At 42.4% G+C, this 20,546-nt stretch carries 21 protein-coding genes, 1 pseudogene, 1 CRISPR repeat array and 1 riboswitch; of the genes and pseudogenes, 8 read left to right on the top strand and 14 right to left on the bottom strand.

All coding sequences use genetic code 11. The features are described 5' to 3' along the window. Positions 1 to 506 precede the first annotated feature (506 nt). From FEFB_RS06840 to FEFB_RS06805, 8 genes are all read left to right on the top strand, one after another. The gene (locus FEFB_RS06840; RefSeq protein ID WP_047975502.1) at positions 507 to 1,385 is read left to right on the top strand and encodes a shikimate dehydrogenase; all 879 of its coding nucleotides are present in this window, start codon (positions 507 to 509) and stop codon (positions 1,383 to 1,385) included. Further along, entirely contained in the window at positions 1,382 to 2,134 is a 753-nt protein-coding gene (gene aroD / locus FEFB_RS06835) for a type I 3-dehydroquinate dehydratase (protein ID WP_047975501.1), read from the top strand. The genes FEFB_RS06840 and aroD overlap by 4 nt, the downstream gene beginning before the upstream one ends. Positions 2,135 to 2,146: 12 nt before the next feature. Further along, on the top strand, positions 2,147 to 3,583 hold the full coding sequence (locus FEFB_RS06830) for an MFS transporter (protein ID WP_047975500.1): 1,437 nt from the start codon (positions 2,147 to 2,149) through the stop codon (positions 3,581 to 3,583). A 93-nt stretch (positions 3,584 to 3,676) separates the two neighbouring features. Continuing rightward, complete coding sequence (gene aroC / locus FEFB_RS06825; RefSeq protein ID WP_047975499.1) at positions 3,677 to 4,846, top strand: chorismate synthase; 1,170 nt, start codon at positions 3,677 to 3,679, stop codon at positions 4,844 to 4,846. A gap of 9 nt (positions 4,847 to 4,855) precedes the next feature. Continuing rightward, the gene (gene aroA / locus FEFB_RS06820; protein WP_047975498.1) at positions 4,856 to 6,142 is read left to right on the top strand and encodes a 3-phosphoshikimate 1-carboxyvinyltransferase; all 1,287 of its coding nucleotides are present in this window, start codon (positions 4,856 to 4,858) and stop codon (positions 6,140 to 6,142) included. 5 nt (positions 6,143 to 6,147) lie between these two features. Further along, a complete protein-coding gene (locus tag FEFB_RS06815) occupies positions 6,148 to 7,005 on the top strand; it encodes a prephenate dehydrogenase/arogenate dehydrogenase family protein (RefSeq protein WP_047975497.1) in 858 nt (285 codons plus the stop codon). Then, positions 7,002 to 7,514 (top strand): shikimate kinase, encoded by a 513-nt coding sequence (locus FEFB_RS06810; protein ID WP_047975496.1) that lies wholly within the window; start codon positions 7,002 to 7,004, stop codon positions 7,512 to 7,514. The genes FEFB_RS06815 and FEFB_RS06810 overlap by 4 nt, the downstream gene beginning before the upstream one ends. An 11-nt stretch (positions 7,515 to 7,525) precedes the next feature. Continuing rightward, entirely contained in the window at positions 7,526 to 8,068 is a 543-nt protein-coding gene (locus FEFB_RS06805; protein ID WP_047975495.1) for a hypothetical protein, read from the top strand. A gap of 37 nt (positions 8,069 to 8,105) precedes the next feature. On the opposite strand, the gene FEFB_RS06800 is transcribed toward FEFB_RS06805, so the two are convergent. From FEFB_RS06800 to FEFB_RS08785, 14 genes and pseudogenes are all read right to left on the bottom strand, one after another. Further along, positions 8,106 to 8,372, bottom strand: coding sequence for a hypothetical protein (locus FEFB_RS06800; RefSeq protein ID WP_047975494.1), 267 nt, complete (start codon positions 8,370 to 8,372; stop codon positions 8,106 to 8,108). Between the two features lie 148 nt (positions 8,373 to 8,520). Then, positions 8,521 to 9,243 carry a gamma-glutamyl-gamma-aminobutyrate hydrolase family protein gene (locus tag FEFB_RS06795; protein ID WP_053068975.1) on the bottom strand — a complete coding sequence of 241 codons (723 nt, stop codon included), beginning with the start codon at positions 9,241 to 9,243 and terminating at the stop codon, positions 8,521 to 8,523. Positions 9,244 to 9,537: 294 nt separating this feature from the next. Then, a CRISPR array of direct repeats spans positions 9,538 to 9,773; the repeat unit is 37 nt; unit sequence TGGAAGAAACCCCATTAATCTGACATACATCTAAAGC. A 27-nt stretch (positions 9,774 to 9,800) separates the two neighbouring features. Beyond that, complete coding sequence (gene csn2 / locus FEFB_RS06790; protein ID WP_047975492.1) at positions 9,801 to 10,472, bottom strand: type II-A CRISPR-associated protein Csn2; 672 nt, start codon at positions 10,470 to 10,472, stop codon at positions 9,801 to 9,803. Continuing rightward, a complete protein-coding gene (gene cas2, locus FEFB_RS06785; protein WP_047975504.1) occupies positions 10,469 to 10,774 on the bottom strand; it encodes a CRISPR-associated endonuclease Cas2 in 306 nt (101 codons plus the stop codon). The genes csn2 and cas2 overlap by 4 nt, the downstream gene beginning before the upstream one ends. Positions 10,775 to 10,785: 11 nt before the next feature. Beyond that, a complete protein-coding gene (gene cas1, locus FEFB_RS06780; protein ID WP_047975491.1) occupies positions 10,786 to 11,661 on the bottom strand; it encodes a type II CRISPR-associated endonuclease Cas1 in 876 nt (291 codons plus the stop codon). Between the two features lie 242 nt (positions 11,662 to 11,903). Beyond that, positions 11,904 to 15,863, bottom strand: a complete 3,960-nt coding sequence (cas9, locus tag FEFB_RS06775) for a type II CRISPR RNA-guided endonuclease Cas9 (RefSeq protein ID WP_047975490.1) — start codon at positions 15,861 to 15,863, stop codon at positions 11,904 to 11,906. 220 nt (positions 15,864 to 16,083) lie between these two features. Continuing rightward, positions 16,084 to 16,356: a hypothetical protein gene (locus tag FEFB_RS06770; protein WP_047975489.1), complete on the bottom strand. Its 273-nt coding sequence runs from the start codon at positions 16,354 to 16,356 to the stop codon at positions 16,084 to 16,086. 77 nt (positions 16,357 to 16,433) lie between these two features. Then, the gene (locus FEFB_RS06765) at positions 16,434 to 16,883 is read right to left on the bottom strand and encodes a hypothetical protein (protein ID WP_047975488.1); all 450 of its coding nucleotides are present in this window, start codon (positions 16,881 to 16,883) and stop codon (positions 16,434 to 16,436) included. Positions 16,884 to 17,302: 419 nt separating this feature from the next. Continuing rightward, positions 17,303 to 18,004, bottom strand: a complete 702-nt coding sequence (locus tag FEFB_RS06760) for a potassium channel family protein (RefSeq protein WP_235271972.1) — start codon at positions 18,002 to 18,004, stop codon at positions 17,303 to 17,305. 129 nt (positions 18,005 to 18,133) lie between these two features. Beyond that, positions 18,134 to 18,694, bottom strand: a pseudogene (locus tag FEFB_RS06755) (SDR family oxidoreductase); the annotation flags it as partial. Positions 18,695 to 18,833: 139 nt separating this feature from the next. After that, positions 18,834 to 18,923, bottom strand: a riboswitch (TPP riboswitch). Between the two features lie 83 nt (positions 18,924 to 19,006). Then, complete coding sequence (locus FEFB_RS08795; RefSeq protein WP_161795108.1) at positions 19,007 to 19,156, bottom strand: hypothetical protein; 150 nt, start codon at positions 19,154 to 19,156, stop codon at positions 19,007 to 19,009. A gap of 117 nt (positions 19,157 to 19,273) precedes the next feature. Further along, positions 19,274 to 19,420 (bottom strand): hypothetical protein, encoded by a 147-nt coding sequence (locus tag FEFB_RS08790; RefSeq protein ID WP_161795107.1) that lies wholly within the window; start codon positions 19,418 to 19,420, stop codon positions 19,274 to 19,276. A 127-nt stretch (positions 19,421 to 19,547) separates the two neighbouring features. After that, entirely contained in the window at positions 19,548 to 19,760 is a 213-nt protein-coding gene (locus tag FEFB_RS06750; RefSeq protein WP_047975486.1) for a hypothetical protein, read from the bottom strand. A 163-nt stretch (positions 19,761 to 19,923) separates the two neighbouring features. Continuing rightward, complete coding sequence (locus tag FEFB_RS08785; protein WP_161795106.1) at positions 19,924 to 20,085, bottom strand: hypothetical protein; 162 nt, start codon at positions 20,083 to 20,085, stop codon at positions 19,924 to 19,926. Positions 20,086 to 20,546: the final 461 nt, after the last annotated feature.

Raw genomic sequence — 20,546 nt, 5'->3', positions numbered from 1 at the left:
CCAGACGCCACTAGAAGTTTTTCGGAGTTGTTCGAATTAAACTTGTAATCTGCCATTTAAAAAATAACTTAATCCAAGAAAGAGCAACTGATATCCAAACATTTCTTCTTATATAGTCTATTATTTAGGCACCACACAAAATGAACGAAAAAAGAATAAAATGAGAAAAAGATGATAATAACTCTTGCAAAAACAAATTTCTTATGTTTTAATTAAAGCAACTTAACGGAAAGGGATTCCAACAATGAAAAAACCATCAGCACAAATGATGAGTCGTTATTATGGCTTTTATTACTTTAGATAGCACGTCCAATTCTCGATGCGGACGTGCTCAAGCGTACGCATCTAGGTAATAAAGTCATCTTTGTGTTGGCCGACTAGATGTAACACCTAGTCGGTAATCGATGGCAATCATGATGGAATCTTTTCTTTCTCACTGTGAGCAATCAGCCGACTAGGTCTTTACCTAGCCGGTTTTTTTATTTAAATCAGAAAGGAAGAATCACATGACAAGAATTGATGGACACACTTACTTAATTGGCTTGATGGCCTACCCCATCCGCCACTCCATGTCACCAACCATGCACAACACCGCCTTTGAGGCCTTGAACCTAAACTTCGTTTACCTGGCTTTTGATGTCCCAACCGAGAAGCTCAAGAATGGTGTCGCTGCTATCCGCACCTTAGACATGCGCGGTTCCAACGTCTCAATGCCCAATAAGCAGGCCATCATCCCCTACCTCGACAAGCTCGATATTTCAGCCGAGCTCAACCAAGCCGTCAACACTGTGGTCAACGATAACGGCGTCTTAACCGGTTACACCACTGACGGCGTCGGCTTCGTCACTGATTTAAAGAAAAAGGGCCATGAAGTTGCTGGAAAAAAGATGGTCTTGATTGGTGCCGGTGGTGCTGGAACACCCATTGCGACTCAGTCTGCACTCGATAGCCTCAGCGAAATCAGGATTTTCAACCGTCACGACGGCCGGTTCGACCACGCAAAAGAAACCGTTGACATCATCAATGAGAAAACCAATTGCCAGGCCAGCTTAACAGACCTTGCTGATCAAGCCGCTTTAAAAGAAGCCCTCGCTTGGGCAGACATCTTCTGTGATGCCACCGGCGTTGGCATGAAACCATTGGAAGACCAAAGCCTGGTCGAAGACCCAACCTGGTTCAAAAAGGATCTGGTCGTTTACGACACAGTTTACGCTCCAAGAGAAACCAAGCTCATGACCATTGCCAAGAATGCCGGCGTCGACCACGTTTACAACGGCTTGGGGATGATGATTGAACAAGGCGCAGCCGCCTTCAAACTTTGGACCGGCCAAGACATGCCAATCGACCTCGTCCAAGCGGCAATTGAGGAGAAGGACCATCAATGAAAACACTGACCTGTCACAATATCATCATCGGGGAAAACGACCAAAGTGCTATTGCCCTCCCCATTGTCGCCGCTAACCTAGATGAGCTGAAGGCGCAACTACCAGCCATCAAGGAAAGCCAACCTGATTTAGTCGAATGGCGGATTGACCACCTCGACCACACCCCAGAATTAAAGGATTTAAAAGATATCCGAGCCGCCCTAACGACCGGCTTGGGTGACCTCCCCATTATCGCCACCTTTCGAACACAGGGTGAGGGCGGTGCCATGCCACTTGAAGAAGCAGCTTACGGCGACCTCTTAGCTAAACTTGCTCAAAGTGATTTTGACCTGATTGATGTCGAAGTTGACCACGACCAAAAAATGGTTGAAAAGGCCATCCAAGCCATCCATAATCAAAACCTTCAGGTCATCGCTAGTTACCACAACTTCCAATCAACCCCAACCAACGCCTTTTTACAAAATCAATTCGAAAAAATGGCCAACTTGAAGGCGGACATGGCTAAGATTGCTGTTATGCCAACCGCCAAGGCTGATGTCTTACGCCTCTTAACCGCCAGCCAAACCGCTCAGGAAAGCCTAGCCATCCCCATCGTCACAATGGCCATGGGTGACCTTGGTAAAATCAGTCGGATCGCCGGTCAACTAAGCGGGTCAGCGATTACCTTCGCCAGCCTCGATGAAGCCAGCGGGTCAGCACCCGGTCAGCTCACAATCGCTCAAATTCGTCAAATCTTTCAGCTACTCTAAGGAGAAATCGTTATGCAAACTTCCCGCCTTCGTCTCAAAGCCGGCCTCTTCACCAACTACTTAGTCCACGGCTTTGGCATGATTATTCTGACCCAAAACCTGGTCACCCTGGCCCATCACTGGCAATCCACATTAACAGTGGCCTCCTTTATCCTTTCCGGAATTGGTATCGGCCGTCTCATCGCCTACCTGATTATGGGCTTTATCTCTGACCGCTTTGGCCGCAAGACAACCCTCTTAATCGGTATGATTACATACCTGATTTTTTTCGTGGCAACACCGTTGAACCAATCGATTGCCCTGGCCTACGGCTTAGCCATCTTGGCCGGCGTAGCCAACTCAGCCCTCGACTCAGCAACCTACCCACTTTTGGCAGAAATCAACCAAAACGGAACCAGTAATAGTGTCCTCTTGAAGGCCTTCATTTCTGTCGGCGAATTCATCTTGCCACTAATCGTTCTCTTCTTAACCGAGCAAAAGCTTTGGTTCGGCCTTTCATTCTTGGTTCCAGCCGCGATTTTGCTGGTCAACCTCGCCAACGTTCTCACGATTAACGTGAAGGACGCCAAGGAAACGGCCGCTGTTGCAGAAACGTCCGGCCTCAAGCTTGGCTTTGCTAAGAAATCAGCCTTGACTGCTGGCCTCTTTGTCTACGGCTACACCTCAATGGCCGTCATGATTTGGTTTACCCAATGGATTACCATCTTTGCTAAGAAAATTGATTTCACGGCCGCCATGGCTCACTTCCTCCTTTCCCTTTACAGCCTTGGTTCCATCAGTGGCGTGATCATCGTCGTAGTCTTACTAAAGCGCCTGACCATTAAAAAAGAGCTCTTCCTCACATTAAATGCCGTCTCATTACTGGCTATCACCACGATTACCTTGAGTACCAACGAAACGGTTTCGGCCATCGCCACCTTCCTCTTTGGTTTGAGCGCTGCGGGTGGTTTGATGCAAATCGCCTTGAACACCCTCTTATCCATCTACCCAAAGCACAAGGGCATGTTAACGGGTCTCTTCTTTATCTTCGGCTCCCTAGCTTCCTTCTCAGTGCCAATCATTACCGGACTGATTGTGAAGAACCCAAGCATGAACATCATGGCCGGTGACATTCTGGTCGCCTTGGTTGGCCTAGCAGTCGCCGTGATTATGTTCTGGGCATTGCCAAGGGAAAAGCGGGCCAACACCTCTTTAGCCGACGCACGGGAAGACATTAACCACATCGATGCACAATTGATTGACCTCCTCGAACAACGCTTCGCCGCTGTTGATGATGTGCATAAGTTCAAGCAAAATGGCCAAATTGCCATCAAAGACCTCGACCGCGAGCGGCAGGTTCTCGACAATGTTGCCAAGAAAACCAAAAATAAGGACCTGGTGGCTTATAATCAAGACATTATCCAAACCATTATGGATAATTCCCGCAAGTACCAGGCATCACTGAAATAAGAACGAGGTAGTGGCAAATCGCTTTCCATCATTCGCCACCTCCGCAACAACTACTCTCCAGACCCCATCCAGAAATAGAAAAGGAAAAACATTATGCTCACATACTTAACCGCTGGCGAATCACACGGACCGGAACTTTCAGGAATCTTGACAGGCATCCCCGCTGGTCTAAAACTCGATATCGATGAGATTAACGCCGCCTTGGCTGCCCGTCAGGGTGGCTACGGCCGTGGTAACCGGCAAAAAATTGAGCACGATCAGGTCATTATCACTGGTGGTGTCCGCCACGGCAAGACGCTCGGTTCCCCAATTGCCTTAACGGTTAAAAACCGCGACCATAAGCAATGGTCTGAAATCATGAATCCCACCTCAGAGGAAACGCCTGAAAACACCCTGCGGTCCGTTAGTCGTCCCCGCCCCGGCCATGCTGATTTGGTCGGTGGGATGAAATATGGTCACCGCGACATGCGCAATGTTTTGGAACGGTCATCAGCCCGTGAAACAGCCATGCGGGTTGCTATCGGTAATATCTGCAAGCAGGTCTTGCAAGCCCTAGATATCAAGATTGTCGGCTACGTGGAAGCCATTGGTGGCATCCATGCCGAGGGTAACCAACCCACGGATGTTGACCAAATTGAAAAGTTGATTGGTCAAAACAACTTGCGTCTCACCGAAGAGACCCAGGTAACAGCCATTCATGAATTAATTGATACGGCGAAGCGCAATGGCGATACTTTGGGTGGTGTCATCCGAGTGGTGGCTGAAAACGTGCCAGCCGGCTTAGGATCATATGTTTCCTGGGATACAAAATTAGATGCCAAGCTCGCAGCAGCCGTAATGGGTGTCAATGCCATGAAGGGTGTTGAAATCGGTGATGGCTTTGAAAATGCCGAGCACCCCGGCAGCCAGGTCATGGACGAAATTGACTGGCAAGAAGGCCAAGGCTTTTCCCGTAATTCCGACCACCTGGGCGGGTTTGAAGGTGGGATGACCAACGGCATGCCCGTGATTGTTAAAGCCGCGATGAAGCCCATTCCAACGCTGTACAAGCCATTGCAAAGTGCCGACATCAATAGTAAGGAAGTCAAAAAGGCTACGGTGGAACGCTCCGATACCACCGCAATTGTGCCCGCCTCAATTGTGATTGAAAGCGTGATTGCTATCGAATTGGCCAAAGCAATTACCGATACTTTCGATGGCAGCAACCTCGCCCGCTTGCAAAAGCAAATGGCAGACTACCGTCGTGAACTCAAGAATTTCTAAGGATAAATCATGGCAGAACAAAATCGAACAAAATTAACCGGACACATCACCGTTCCCGGTGACAAGAGTATCTCCCACCGTAGCATTATCTTTGCGGCGATTAGCACGGGTGTAACAACGATTGATAATTTTTTGAAATCAGCTGACTGCCTGTCTACGATGCAGGCCTTCAAGGATTTGGGGGTCAAAATTGATGAACGAGACGGCCAGGTCGTGGTCACCGGTGTTGGTTTAAAGGGACTGACGCAAAGCAACCAGCCTCTGGACATGGGCAATTCCGGTACGTCAACTCGGTTGATTACCGGTCTCTTGGCGGGTCAGGACTTTGATTCAACGTTGGTGGGGGATGCTTCACTTTCCAAGCGACCAATGGCCCGGGTCACCGACCCACTCAGCCAGATGGGAGCTGATTTTACCAGCACTGAAAACCACCTGCCATTAACGGTCTTCGGTCGCTCTCTCCACGAGATTCATTACCGCCTGCCAGTTGCCAGTGCCCAAGTCAAAAGTGCCATCATCCTCGCCGCTCTTCAAGCAACGGGCAATACCGTGATTGAGGAACCAACGGCTTCAAGAGACCATACGGAACGGATGTTGGCTGCCTTTAGCCCGGCCAGCATTGACCGTGAGGACCACAAAATTACCATTCACCCTGGCCATCCTCTGATCGCCCAACACGTCACCGTTCCTGGTGATATTTCCTCTGCCGCCTTCTGGCTGGTTGCGGGTGCGATTGTGCCTGGTTCTTCCATCACGATTGAAAATGTTGGAATTAATCAAACGCGTACCGGTATTCTCTCAGTTCTACAGCAAATGGGTGCCCAACTGTCCATTCAAGAACGCCCCCAGGCCAACGAGGAAACGGAACCATCTGCCGATATTACCATCACGGCCTCGGCACTCAAGCCCTTTGAAATTGGTGCTGAAGAAATCCCCGCCCTTGTTGATGAAGTGCCCCTCTTAGCCCTCTTAGCGGCCAGAGCGGATGGTGTCAGCCGCATTACCGGCGCTGAAGAATTACGCTTCAAGGAATCTGACCGACTAGCGGTCGTGGCAGAAGAATTCCGGAAGCTCGGCATTGCTATCGAGGAATTACCTGATGGCTTCGTGATTGATGGCCACAAGAGTTGGCAAGTGCAAAACACTGATTTGGACAGCCACCAAGACCACCGAATTGCAATGACCCTCAAAATTGCTTCCTTACTGGTTCCAGAGGGCGTGACGATTCGAGACTTTAATGCCGTTAATATTTCTTACCCCAGCTTTTTAGCTGACTTGCAACGATTAAGGAGTTGATCAAATTGAAAACTGTCTTTATCAACGGGTTAGGGCTAATTGGGGCCACCATGGCCAGGATCATCAAAGCCGCTAACCCGGCCACAACCATTATTGCTTTTGATCCAAAACAAGAAAATATCGCCACGATGGTGGACGATGGCGTTGTTGCTTCGGCCGTCGACTTTGAAACGGGGGCCAAGCAGGCTGATTTAATCATCCTAGCCACACCCGTTTCCGGCATCTGCTCAAGCCTACGCCAGTTGGCAGGGCTTGATTTAAAATCAGGTGTCCTCGTGACCGATGTCGGCAGCAGCAAGGAAACCATCCTAGCTGCCGCTGAGCCACTCATGAACCGTGGTGTTCAATTCTTAGGCGGCCACCCGATGGCTGGTTCCCACCTAACAGGAAGCAAGAATAGTCGGCTAGACCTCTTTGCCAACCATAGTTTCTTCTTAGTGAATGGTAACGCCAGCCCAGCAGCCATCAAGGAATATCAGGCGCTCTTGGCCCCTGGTCAGCTTCACTTTAGCTCTCTGACTGCCAAGCAACACGACCAACTCGTTTCAGCCACGAGCCACCTGCCCCACATGGTCGCCTTTGCCCTGACCAATACCATTATTCCTGAAGTGGACGATATGGCCATCGACCCCGGCATTCCTTCCGGTGGCCTCTTAGACACCACGCGGATTGCCAAGGCAGATCCTGACATGTGGACCGCTATTTTCACGAGCGAACGCGCTAATTTATTAGCACAAATTGATCAATTTCAAAAGCAACTAACCAGGTTACGGACCGCCATTGCGGTTGATGACCAAAACAGTATTCATGATCAACTACAGGCCGCCAACGAGGCCCGCCTAAGATTGGAGGAAAAGAGATGAGAATTACCTTAATTGGCTTCATGGGTTCCGGCAAAACTACCGTTGCCCAAGAACTCAGCCAACAGTTGACCTTACCAAATAACGATCTCGATACCCTGATTGAGCAAGCTGCGGGCCTGACCATCCCCGCCTACTTCGAACAGTTCGGTGAGGCTCAGTTTCGCCAACTCGAACAAAAAGTCTTAGCCGAGGCACTGAGTTTGGAAGGCATTCTGTCAACTGGAGGTGGTACCCCGGTTCAGGTCAGCAACCAGGACCTACTGAAAAATCAGGATGGCCCCGTTATCTTTTTGGATGCCAGTGACCAAACCATTACCACCCGCCTCTTGGCCGATGGTGTCGCTAGTCGTCCACTCTTCCAGCAACTGGGGATGGACGGCCTGCTAGAACTCAAGCAGACGCGCCAGCCAATTTACGAAAAAATTGCCAGTGAAATCATTACCGTCGATGGCAAACAACCGGCTGAAATCGCCGAAGAAATTATTCATACAATCAACGTCAGCATTTAGGAGGATTGACGATGGCTACTATTCATACCCTAGGACCAAAAACAACCGACAGCTATAAAGCCGCAAAGCACCTGCAAGATGAGGACCCTGACTATCGGGGCCTCACGATTACCCTGCATGACAACTTTGAGGACGTCTACCAGCATCTGACTGACTTTACCGGTGATTATTTTTTGGTCCCAACCGCCTACCAATCGGACGATGGTGACAGTTGGACAAGAAACAACTACCGCTACCTCGACCACCTGACGATTCAGACGACCTTTGCTTTGCCAACTATGCCGATGTTGTTAACGGAAAACCAAGCGTTGAAAAACAAAAAAGCCATCCTCCATCCGGCAACGACGGAGCTGATTCATCAATACATGATTGATAGTCACCAAAATCTGGCCGTTGACTTTGTACCCAGCAAGCCGCTCGCACAGACAGCCTTTGAGGAAGGCAACTACCAATACGCCATCTTCAGTAAGCAGTCCTTCCTCCCCCACGATTCATTGACCATCATCAAGGAATACCACCCCGAGATGGTCTGGTGCCTTTATCAAATCAAATAAAAAGACCGACTTCAAGTCGGTCTTTTTTTGTTCACTTTTATTTAGTAGCGGCATTTTTATTTTTAACATAAGAATAAGCCAACCAAAGAACCATAAAGACGGTAAAGTACACCAGCATATCCCAGGTTCCCGTCACGACATTGCTCATTGAGCGAGCATCGCGTTCAGTCTCAATCCGAATTCCTAGTGCGGTTTCTGTCACCCCACTTTGGGAAATACTAAACATTGCAACAAAGAAATCCATCAACAGCAGTCCCATAAAAATGATTCCGCCCTTGGTCACCGGCCATAAATATTTTTGCATTCTAATCACCTCATTGCTATTAAATTTGGCTTTCTCTTGCCACCATTATAAGCAATTTAGTTTGCAAAATTTATTCCCATTTGGCATAAATTTACGGATCCCAGTATTGTAAAATTAGGGGTTTATCGCCGTATTTATCATCGTTCAATTAGGCCTTTTTTTCAGCCACCAAAGCAAAGAAATCCTGGAAAAGCTTTTCCTGATTTTCATGGTCAGACCAAAAAGTTTCCGGATGCCATTGAACACCATAAACTGCCAAATCAGGATTTTCAATCGCTTCAATCACGCCATCATTAGCCCGTGCAGTGACCTCGAAACCGTCCGCAACCATTTTCACCGCTTGATGGTGCTTGGAGTTGACGAAGGGGTGAGCTCCTTGAGATTTGGCCACAAAGCTACCTTCTTCCACATTGACAAAATGAGTTGGGAAAGCCGAATCCGGCACCTGTTCGTGGCGAATGGTTTCTTGCTCATATTGTGAGGTCAGATCTTGATACAGTGTTCCACCAAAAGTAACATTAATGATTTGAATCCCACGGCAAATTCCAAAAACAGGTTTGTTCTGCCGAACGCTTTCTTCGATAACCGCCTTTTCAAAGTCATCACGTGGCACATACGTTACGCCAATGTGCTGGTGTGGATCTTCACCGTAAAGGTGTGGTGAAACATCCGGTCCACCCGGAATAATAATCGCATCGACCATCCCAACCATCTCCGTCGCCATTTCTGGCTTGGCAATCGGCAAAATCATTGGAACCACGTCGTTTTTAACCAAGACGTCCACTAGGCGTTTTTGAACATAATCGGCTAACTTCAATCGACTCGGGGCCGTTTGTTGCATATTTGCATCTGCTGTAATACCAATTTTCATCAATCCGTCCTTTTTTCAAGTAGAATAAGTAATTTTGATTATAGACCAGTTGGGATAAAAAGAAAAACTTTGTCAAAAAAGACTAGCTATTGCACTAGTCTTTTCTAATAATTCGCCCAATAAGTATTAATCGATGATTCCGTATTGTTAACTCAAGTTTGAATCTCAAGGACATGTTACCCCGATATCAAGGTAACTGTGCTATATGAGTTCAATCGATCCATATTCGACAAAATTTGGGTAATATATAACGTCCACCCCGTTAAAACAACTGGCAAACCAAACGCTAACGACATGAAGAAACCCCATTAATCTGACATACATCTAAAGCATCAACTTTCTTGTCTGCATACTGGGCGTTGGAAGAAACCCCATTAATCTGACATACATCTAAAGCCATTTCAACATTCTTAGCGACTTGCAAAATGGAAGAAACCCCATTAATCTGACATACATCTAAAGCTCCATTTGTTCAACGATCAATGGTGTTACTGGAAGAAACCCCATTAATCTGACATACATCTAAAGCCTACCGCTCAATAGTTACAAGACACATACTAAGTAAAAAGTACAAAATCCTGGTCAATATAGCTCGCTTTAAACGTTTCATCATTAATGGCGTTCTCCCTGCTTAAGTTCAGAGATATGAGATTAATACCTTCAGCTAAAAGGCATTGATGGAGTTGATTTAATTCTGACATATCACAATACAAAGATAAGTTTGTTAATAGCAAATATCGCTCTTCATTTAACATCCCCATCGTGTGTACTATATCTTCTATTTTATCAAATATCGTATTCACATTGCTTTTTTCAATAGTAATATTTTGTGATTTTATAATTTTTTCTAAGTTCCATTCACTTTCAATTCTGAATGGCAAATTACTATCAATAATTTCTTCAGCCAGAAGCGATTGTAACTCCATACTTAAATGATAAACTTTATCACGTCGCTCATCTGATATTGCTGTCTCCAAAATAGTAGGAATGAATTTACTATAATAACTTTTAATATCAGAACCCCCGACTGGATCACCCAGAAACATTCCTACTTTATTCAATGCCTTCGGTTGATGATTTTCACTGTAAACAATCTTGTCTCCAATACCCACTCTGATAGCCTGGATAACACGGTTGTATAATTGAGCATCAGCAAAACTGATTAAATTCAGCCCTTCGTCTATCTGGATCGTTCCAGCACCTTCAATATTCAATTGTCCAATAGTCATATCACAATCACCTTATCATCTCTATTTTTAATATCATTTTTTGGTTCTCCAACAAGAAAATGAATACTTGCATATTGCTTTTCAGTCACTTGCAAAGTTTGAATCAACCCATCCTTTGGAACAAAAGCTTTAATTCGTTTTTCTAATAAATTTGCCGCTTTCTGATTAGTCACCACACGAACATAAATGCTTTCTTGCATCATTAAAAATCCTTCGCTTAGTAAAGCCTTTCGGAATTGACGGTATTCTCTTTGTTCTATTGATGTCTCCACCGGTAAATCAAACATCACAATTAATCGCATAATTCGGTACCTCATAAAATAAACTCCATTTCCGGCAGCGATTCACTTTCAGAACTCAAATATTTTAAGCACGCTAATACATGCTGTTGAATCGCCTGTGCCATTTCAACTTTTTTACCGTTATAGCTAATTATTTCGTTTAGCACGTTGATCAAATTTAGCTTCAAATCAAGTGATAACGATAAATTTTGCTGATTTAATACGACCCGATCAATATAAGGACGAAATGGTTCCATTAAATCAGATGCCAAATTAAAGGCGTTACTTCCACTTTGATGGTGCACCCCTAACTGGGTTAAATAACCGGCCGCAACAATTTCACGACTCACAGCTGATAAGAGAATCGAATAACCATAGTTTAAGTGAGCATTGATTAACAGTTCTTCATTAGACCTTTTAAACTCCTTACCGTACATTCTTGGAAAATACTGCCTAGCAGCTTGGCCTTCAATGTTTTCTGGGTCCCCGAACTTCACTTTGTCAGATAATTCCTGTAATTTCAAAAATTCAATCTGAACGTCTTTTGGCAGTGCTTGATGTTGATTTATAATTTTAGTCGATACTATTTTTTTCCATAAATGTTTTTTCAGATCATCTGTCCACAAAATTTGTTTTTGTAAATTAGCATTCTGATGAACATTTTCATGATAGCCACAATATTCACCAACAGGCATGCCCTTTTCATCACAGGTAATGATTTTCACGTGTTTCTTATTCAATTCGTTAATAGCATAAGATGTAATCACAGATTTTGTATTGCCCAATATTAATATTCGAATATCATCAATTGGTATCTGGAAAGATTCGTTTTTTGTTTGAACATTAATATCGTTCATCTTAAAATTAATTTTTGCGTGTTCATTAATCAATATTGTTCGCCAAGCCATTTTTTCTCCCTTTTCACATTCCGATGTGATATAATTAATTTGTGGTTAGCTACCACGTGAAAAATTTGTTTAGCTAACAGATTTTTCAAGGAAGAACCCATTAATCTGACATACAGGGTTAAAGTAACGCAAGGGCTTATGCCCAAGCTTCATGATCTGAAAAGATGGCCTTATGGCCTTTTTTATTTGTCTTTATTTAATAAAAGGCACCGCTATTCAACAAGCGGTGCCTTTTACTTTACTTATAGCAAATTCGAAATTTTTACTCTTTTTTCGAAAATACCTGTTGTGGATTGGTAAATAATTTCGGAAGTATCTGACAATTTAATCCCACCACGCTGTCGATAATCTTTCCAATCTGCTGACTTTTTATCAATCATTTTAACAGGCTTCTGTTGCGCCGCGTCTAATTGCAGGGCTTTTAAAATCACCATTAAAATATCAAATTTATTTTCTACAGCAATAAATTTATCTCTAATATTAACTAACTTTTTTAAATCTAATTCGTAAAACGGGAATCGTTTTAGAATTGCAGGACTAGTCAAAATATCAAAACCTTTAATCAGGTCCTCATCCGAGGAATCCTTATTTAACTGACTTATTAAATCAGCTTCTTCCGTCGGTAACCATAATTGTTTTGCATTATGATAAAACTCATATGAAGTTAAATATATTAAGTTCCCATCATTGTTTACCAACTGTCCGATTGCTAATTTATTTATCAAAATCTTTTCAAACTTTTTAACCTCTGGACGTTGTTGCACATATTCTGACAACTCAATTTGTCCAGATTTAATTTTTTCAGCTGCCGAGATAGTAACCTTCACTAACAGATTTTTTCCATTAGCTCGGACCAACGTCATATACGCAGAATAAGGATAAATATAGCCCCCATACAACGATACATCTTGACGTTTCTTATTAGTCCCAATTAACTTAGCTTTGGGATCAACTGCATAAATGGTTTCTTTGTTTAAGGCACCATTATCCTTATCATTACGACGAGTAGTCAAAATGTTCTTAAAGTTCATGACATGTCGAAGATATTGTGTATCATCTTCTGACCAGTTTTCATTTCCTTTCGCCATTGTACCGACAACAAATCCGAACGGTTTCAAACGTCTTACCTGACTACTTGAACTCGATTGACGCAATTCTTTCAGGTACGTATTAGTATAGTAATCAAACTCATTATAAACGTTCGCACCATCACGGTCCGGATAACGGGCCTGCATATACTGACCGGCTGCAGTAATTAACAAAGCATCAAAAGCATGGTGGAATGAATTGATTTCACGGTGCTTTTTAATCGCTACCAAACGACGCATGTCGGCAGTTATTTCAGAACGAATTGCGACTGCCTTTGTTTGACTAAACTCGCTTTCAATTAATGAAGCAACATTTTTAATAATTTGACGAGTTTCCACTAACTGACGAGCAATAAAGCCTGTTTTCTGCCCTTTAGAATAGTCACCACCCTTTGTCAAACGGTCATACTTCTTTTGTGAAATAAATCCAGCATTTTTCAGGCTTTTCCACAATCCGCCGGCTGATTGCTGTACTTCCGTTGTATACGTGGCAGAATCTGATTTTCGTGCATTTTCAGGACGAGATACCAAAACACGGTTATCAATCGAATCATCTTTGGTATAAGCCTGAGGAATAATATGGTCAATATCATAATCTGTTGATAATTTATCAATATTGATTGGTTGACCAGTGTACATATCCTTTCCTTGTTGAAGGAAATACAAATAAAGGCGATCACCAATCCGTTCACTTTGCAGGCTGCTCTTTTGGCTCTCTAACTCTTCTTTTAGAGCTTTTACATCATCTGACAAAGTTTTTGACTTATACAAATCTTTCAAACGATTATATCGGGAATTTGTCCGAACTGAATTTTGTGTTTCCTTGGCAAATTCCAAATAAACACGATTAGGTTCCTCCCCCATTGCCTTTTGAATATCAAAAAGAACGTTAAAGGCTTGTTTGATTCCGCGCTTATTGGCAGGGGCTGTAGTCAACTCATCGATTCTATCCTGAATACTATCTGCTGTTTCAGCCGTATTCTGTTCTTGAATCCATTGCTGAACCCCAAATTTATTATCGGTGATGATTGACATGAAATTCTTAGACGTTGTCTGAAGCTTATTCAGAATAGAAACTTTTTGTGAACCCTCCTGAATAATCGGTGTCGATAACAACTTATCCGACAGATTTCCCCAACCAGTATAGTGTGTCTTAGCCAATTGCTGAACTTGCTCATCGGGCAAAGCTAATTTTTGTAATTCACGTTCAGCAATTTTTACATCCTCAAAAACTGTCTGGATTTGAATGATATTTTCCAACAATTCTTGGTTTGCAGGATTTTCCATAAATTCTGCATCAAACGTTTTACTTAAATCAATATAACTGGACAGGTTGCTATTAAACTTTGTTTTGTCAGCCAAACCAACAATTTGAATCTCACCCATTCCTTGGGAAAGATAATAATCCTTAATAGCTTTTTCAGATACAGTTTTTTTCGATTTAAATAAGTCCTGAATTAATACATGCTTTGTCTTCTCATCAATTTTATGACCATTAATTTTCACATTATTCAATTCATTCAAGACAGTAAACAGCTGATACTTCAAAGAATTTTTAAGCAGTGTTGGTTCACCAATTAAATAAGTATCCGTTCCAGTCAAACGATCAATAAAGTCCTGAGCTGCTTGATCGCGATTGAAAACTTGATCAAAGTTCCATGGTGTTACTGGACTTTTTTCATAACCCTCATTGCGCTTTACCCAATGATTTGTGGCATCCCCACCGGCCTTTTCAACATCGGCCGCTGTAACCATCGGACCAACATAGTAAGGTACTCTAAATTTAACTAGCTCGACTAATTTATTAATTGTTTCACCAGCTTTATTCGTAAATGTATCCAGCAAAAATGGATAATACTTCCCTTGATTTTCGATAATTTTTTCTAATTCTGCAAGATGAAGCTGGTACGGAATCACCGAATTTGCTTTTGTGCGCTGTTTTGGCAAAAAGTCATGGCTTTCAATTCGTTGTTGAATTTCAACCAATACATCATCTGCCAAATCAGCTTTATCTAATAAGGCTTTCATTCCCTTATCAGTATCATCCTTCAAAAATGCTGTATAAATTTTGGAAAAATCCTGATGAGAAAGGCCTTGCTTTTTAGCAATTTCCTTGACCATCTTTAGATCATCATGATGCTGTTGATACCGCTTAACCATCGCTGCCGAAATTGATGTTTGATCGCCTAATAAATCCATCAGCGTGAAGCCATCGAATGCTTGTCGAATAGCATTAAACAATTCCATTTCATCATCATCTAACTCGTCCACAATCGCCTGGCTTTGCTCATCAAAAGCTTCACTATCAAGTTTTAATTTCCATTTTTTGAGCTCATCGCCGCTACGTTCACGGTTAAAAATCTTTGTAAAATCAGTGGTATTGCCAACAATTCCCGCTAATATTGCCTGAATCGCTTTTTTATCCTCTTTCGTATCAAATGAAAAAGCTGATAACAGACGCTCTGCTTTTGCTTTTTTTGACAAACCAAAGCCGGCTTGCCCAACCAAGACATCTGTCATCTCCTGTGCGTCATTCAACGACCAGATAAGTCCCTTTGCTTCTGCATAATTTTGAATAGCTTGCTGAAAATCTCGAGGATTATAGCTATCCCCGATTGTCATTTTAGACTGTGAGTTCAGAAAATGGCCCCGATACTTAACGATATGATGCATCGCTAAATAGATTTCTCGCAAATCAAACTTGCAATCCTCAATCATCAATTTTAGTCGTAAATGATAAATCGTTTGGAATTTTTCATGAAAATCGTGAGTTTCCTGTTGAGTCGGAAAAAGATAGCCACCGTAATAATGAGCATTATTCACTTCGTCCTTTGGGTGAACGTATGAGTATTTTAAACGGGCAAAAAAGTTTTCATCAATCATTCCCATTTCATCAGAAAAGATATTTTCTAATAGTCGCAAGCGCCACTTACGACGAGATAAACGACGACGTGTCGTTCTGTATGAGCGCCGTTGAGCAGCTGATTGAGCTGAATCAAAAAGACGTACGCCGATTAAATTTTTACCCTTAGCTCGAGCTAATTTCCCTTCATCCGTCAGAGCTGCCCAGCCAACTGAACCGGTTCCGATATCAAGTCCTATGTTATACCCCATTACTTTCTCCTATCACTTCTCATTAAAAAAATTTTCTCATTATTTATTAATTTTATTCTACATTATTTTTCTCTAATTTATATTATTAAATACTTTTTTCATGTAAATACATTTTAAATTAAAAACAATACTAAATTGATTTATTATTTTTCCGCATAGATTAACACTCCTTATACAAAAAAACGACCTTTCGGTCGCCTCTATCAAAGTCATATTTAAATTATTTTGAATCGCTTTGTTCTGCTTCATCGCTAATGTCGCGACGACCAAAGCCCGTATCCGGTTGATCATCAACCACCCGTCGCTTACCACTGCGGACAATGTAAACGATAACTGCCGCGATAATCAATGAAAAAATCCAGTGATGTAGGAAGAAACTCAACACTAACAAAATACCAACTAAAATTAAAAAGTATGAAAATACATTTAAAGTGAACCGGAAAAGTGAAACAATTCCCCAAATCACTAATATTAAGCCAAATAATAAGAACACGTTTTATACCTCGTTCAATATACTAATCGTAACTTTATTGTAACGTGAATAGATTAAGCGGGGATATAATAACGCCTTTATCGCTCCTGACTCACCAAGTAGTCCTGGTAGGCCTGCCGGTTTTGCTTCACGCATTTTTTCAACAATTTTTCAAAATAATCAGCTGGACTTGTTCCAATCACAGGATTTTCTCGCCGACTGAGTGTTGTATGAACAAAATCACCATCATCAAAATCTAAAAAGTTTGCCGCAATGGTCTTAGTCTCTTCGGTTTCCGCAACCACTTCATAGTGCTCAATTTCATCAAAGTTTTCAATGAAATAAAGGTTGCCGTCGGCATCAGCATGGTCCAAGTCGTAAAACAGGTACTCCGTCTTTACGTCAATAAAGAGGCCGTCGCCGAGGTTTAAAGCATTTTCATCCTCGAACTGCTTCTTTAGATAGTCATGAACCTCTTTTGGCGTATGAACATCAAAATCAAAGTCATTATCATTCTGCTGATTTTGCTCAGCCAATGCTTGATTCACTTCTCACTTCAGCATTGCCCGAATGATTCGACGGCGTCGTGCTAAATGGTATGCCTTCACAATTGCAGTCAAAAACAGCAAACCAGTGATAGTCAATGAAACCAAGAAAAACATTCTAACTCTCCCAAACAATTAAAAATCAGGACATTACAGACCTGATGTTCAACTGGACCTAATAGATTTTGTACCAACCTTTTATAACGAGATTGGTAACTGACTCCATTAGTTTAACTCTCTTGTTGTCAGTTTGTCTATCATTCTAATAACAATTTGTAGAACTTATGTTCGGCTACAGGAATAAAAAGCACAATTGTCGGTGACTCGTTCTCATAATCCCCTGCTAGTAAGCCTTTCGCCCAAGATTGGCTTTCAAAATTATCGACTGTCAACCAATCCAAAATAATCCAAAATCAACAGACTCATCCCTTTTCTCGCAGAATTGTCGTCAATTCTTTCACTTGTTGTTCAATGGCTAGCAGTCGATTTTCAACCATCTCCACTTCTGATTTTTCATCCTTAATTGTGAAAAAGGTCGTCAATGTGCTGGTAACGCTACCAATCAAACCGATTCCGACAAACATCAGAACCGTCGCAATCACTTTGCCAACAGTCGAGTGGGGTGAAATATCACCATAGCCAACGGTCGTTGTCGTCGTCACCGCCCACCACAAGGCATTCCCATAATTGATTCCCTCAACAGCCGAATACATACCCGCACCAATCAAAATGATTGCGATGGCGCTCAAAACCATGTAAATAAAGCCATTAGTTTTCAAAAAACGGACGACATCATTCTTAATTTTGCCGGTTAAGCCAAAAATTCTAACGACCTTTAATAACTTTAGAAGGCGGACGGTTCGAGCAATTCTAAAGACGGAAAAAAGCGAGTCGACTGGAATAATGACTAATAGATCAAAAACATTTCCCTTAACAAAATCCTTTTTATCAACTGCCAACGTCAAGCGAGCAATGTAATCCACCCAGAAGAACAATAAAATATCACGATTAATAATTGCAGGCATCCCCACCTTAATATTAATGACATCCCCAATATCCAGTAATGCCAACGTAATCGACATCAATGCCAAAACAAAATTAGCTACATAGTATAACTGCTTCACAACTCCCACTCTCCAAAGACTCTATCTTGATTTTAATACCAATAATTCCAACCGAAGCTATTCCACTGCACCTTTATCCCAGCAAATAAAAAGCAATGCCCGTCTTGGACATTGCCAAATTCGTTCAAATTAATTCATTGTCAAACCGCCGTCAACCGTCACATTTTGTGCCGTTAATCCTCGTCCCTGAGCACTACCAAGGAAGAGGACGACCTTGGCAACATCGCTTGGTTCCGTCACCTTGCGTAGCGGCGTTGTCTGCTTGATGTAGTCAAACACTTCTGGCGTTGTGACTGCACTAGCATCCGTTGTTTGCAAAAGACCACCAGAAACCATATTGACGTTGATACCAAATTCGCCCAGCTCAACTGCCAAATTACGGGTAAAGCCAATCATGGCCGCTTTGGCCGTAGTGTATTCATGGTAAGCCACAACGGGATTTTGAAATAAATTAGTCCCAATATTAACAACTTGACCAGCTTTTTGCGCCATCATTTGTAGCAAGGCACTTTGGGTCACATTAAAGGCTCCCTTCAATGTACCATCGATTTGCTCCTGATAAGAATTCCAAGTCAAATCCTTAAATGGCTTCTGTGCCACTGGATCAAATTTAAAGTTGATAAGGGCGTTGTTCACAACCGTGTCAAGTGAACCAAATTTAGCAACGGCTTGTTGCACCATTTGATCAACCTCGGCTACTTCCCGTAATCAAAACTGTTTTCGACATTACTCTACCTTTCCTTTTAGAAAGACATCTCAGTGACTCACCCTATTGCCGTTTGCTGCAAATAAAAAAGCGCTTTCTAGATAGAAAGCACCACTAAAAAATTCATTAGCAATGACACTTTCCTCCGCTAGTACTAACTAGTTCAGGTTCAAAGGGTTCTTCTCAGTCAAATCGACGCCCCTAGCGTTGTTTATATTTTACCATATGAAATCAGTTACCCACAATATTCTAGATTAATTTTAAAATCCAATATTTACAACCGAAAATGACCAATTTTAGTCTTCTATCGTCTTACCGAAATAAGCATCTTCCCAGAGCCCCTTGCTGCTTTGCGTTTCGACAACGTTATCGCCCTCAAGGATTCCCAACTTCACGATTCCTGAAAAACGAAGATAGGCACCGGCAAAGCCGACCATCTTGGCCATCAACTTCTTGAAACAATCAATCTAATCAATCATTTTATCGTGTTTGATAACCTTTTCAGCAGAATTTGTGATGCGGTAGTGCTTTTTTGGACTGTTGTAATCAAACACCAAGTTTTGCTAATAAGGCTTACTAATCACAGGTTCAATTGCCTTGTCAGTCTCTGAGTAAGTCACGTACTGCAAGTCATCTGCCAAAATCACTTCTTGCTTCGCTAACAAGAAAACCGGAATTTTTGCATGACCGTACTTCTTTTCAGTCGTCATGTAAGAATTGATAACGGTGTAATCGCCGATATTCGCACGACCCCCAGCACCAGTGGTTCATGACCTTCATCAAAGCCACGTCACCCCAGTCATAGTCGTGGTAGCAATCAGCCTCAAGGTTTGGTTCCTAACCATCGGCTGTGATTTTTACCTTGGCATGACCACAAGGAGTAGCGGGCAACCATGAGAAGTTGTTTTCTTCATGGTTACCATAGTAAATCGTCAAATTTGGTCGCCAAGCTGGTGTGATGTTATCAAAGGAAACTTCAACCTGGATCTTTTCACCAAAGATACCAATTTCATAGTGGTGCAAATCACCCTTGAAATAGTTCTTGCCCATTTTGACATCACAAGTATCTTTACTTGACTTGCGCTAAACTCTTCTGGCTTAAATTCAATCTTTTCCTTAATGGCAGAACCACCACTCTTGGTCCATTCAACTTCCATTGCAGGCTTTAATCCTGGAGATGGGTTAACAACTGATTTTGCATAAAAAGTCGTTACTAACTGGGAACCATCATCAAGGTTGGCATCAAAGTACCACCATTCGTAATTTTCGCCTTCGGGGTTCGTCCGCCGGCATCTTCACGAGGAACAATGTGATTCTTTTGGAGACCTACTTTCGTAAAGTCTTCTTCATCTGCTAATCTAACTTTTTCAACCATCTTGCTGTCGACCTTTCAACCGTTTTTCTAAATAGCAGGTAACGCGGTGTTGCTTTTAGCAACCGCTCTGCTGTTTAACTGTCTACATTGTAGCCATCCGTTTTCACAGGAACAACCATCATTTACACAACGGATGTTGGATAATCTGTTAAAAGATCATTTCCCTTAGTCTGCTTTAGAACCAGCATATTTTACGCTGTTTAAATCAGTATTGTCCTAATTTATGATGAATATTCTTTGAATTAACGCTGGGCAGAAAAATCATATTTTTCTAATCAACGACTTGATCATAAATGATATACCAGCCCAAATTTTTTAAGTTTAGGCAGATTCTATAATTAATTCGAACGAGAAAATTTAAAATAAAAACCCAAAGAATTTCTTTACAATGGTAGTTGATTAGACCAACCAAAAGGAGAAATTCTTTGAGCCATTTAATTTTATCATCTTATGACCGTGGT

The organism is Fructobacillus sp. EFB-N1 (genome assembly GCF_001038455.1).
GTDB lineage: Bacteria > Bacillota > Bacilli > Lactobacillales > Lactobacillaceae > Fructobacillus > Fructobacillus cardui.
This window is presented reverse-complemented; position numbering and strand designations above follow the sequence as displayed.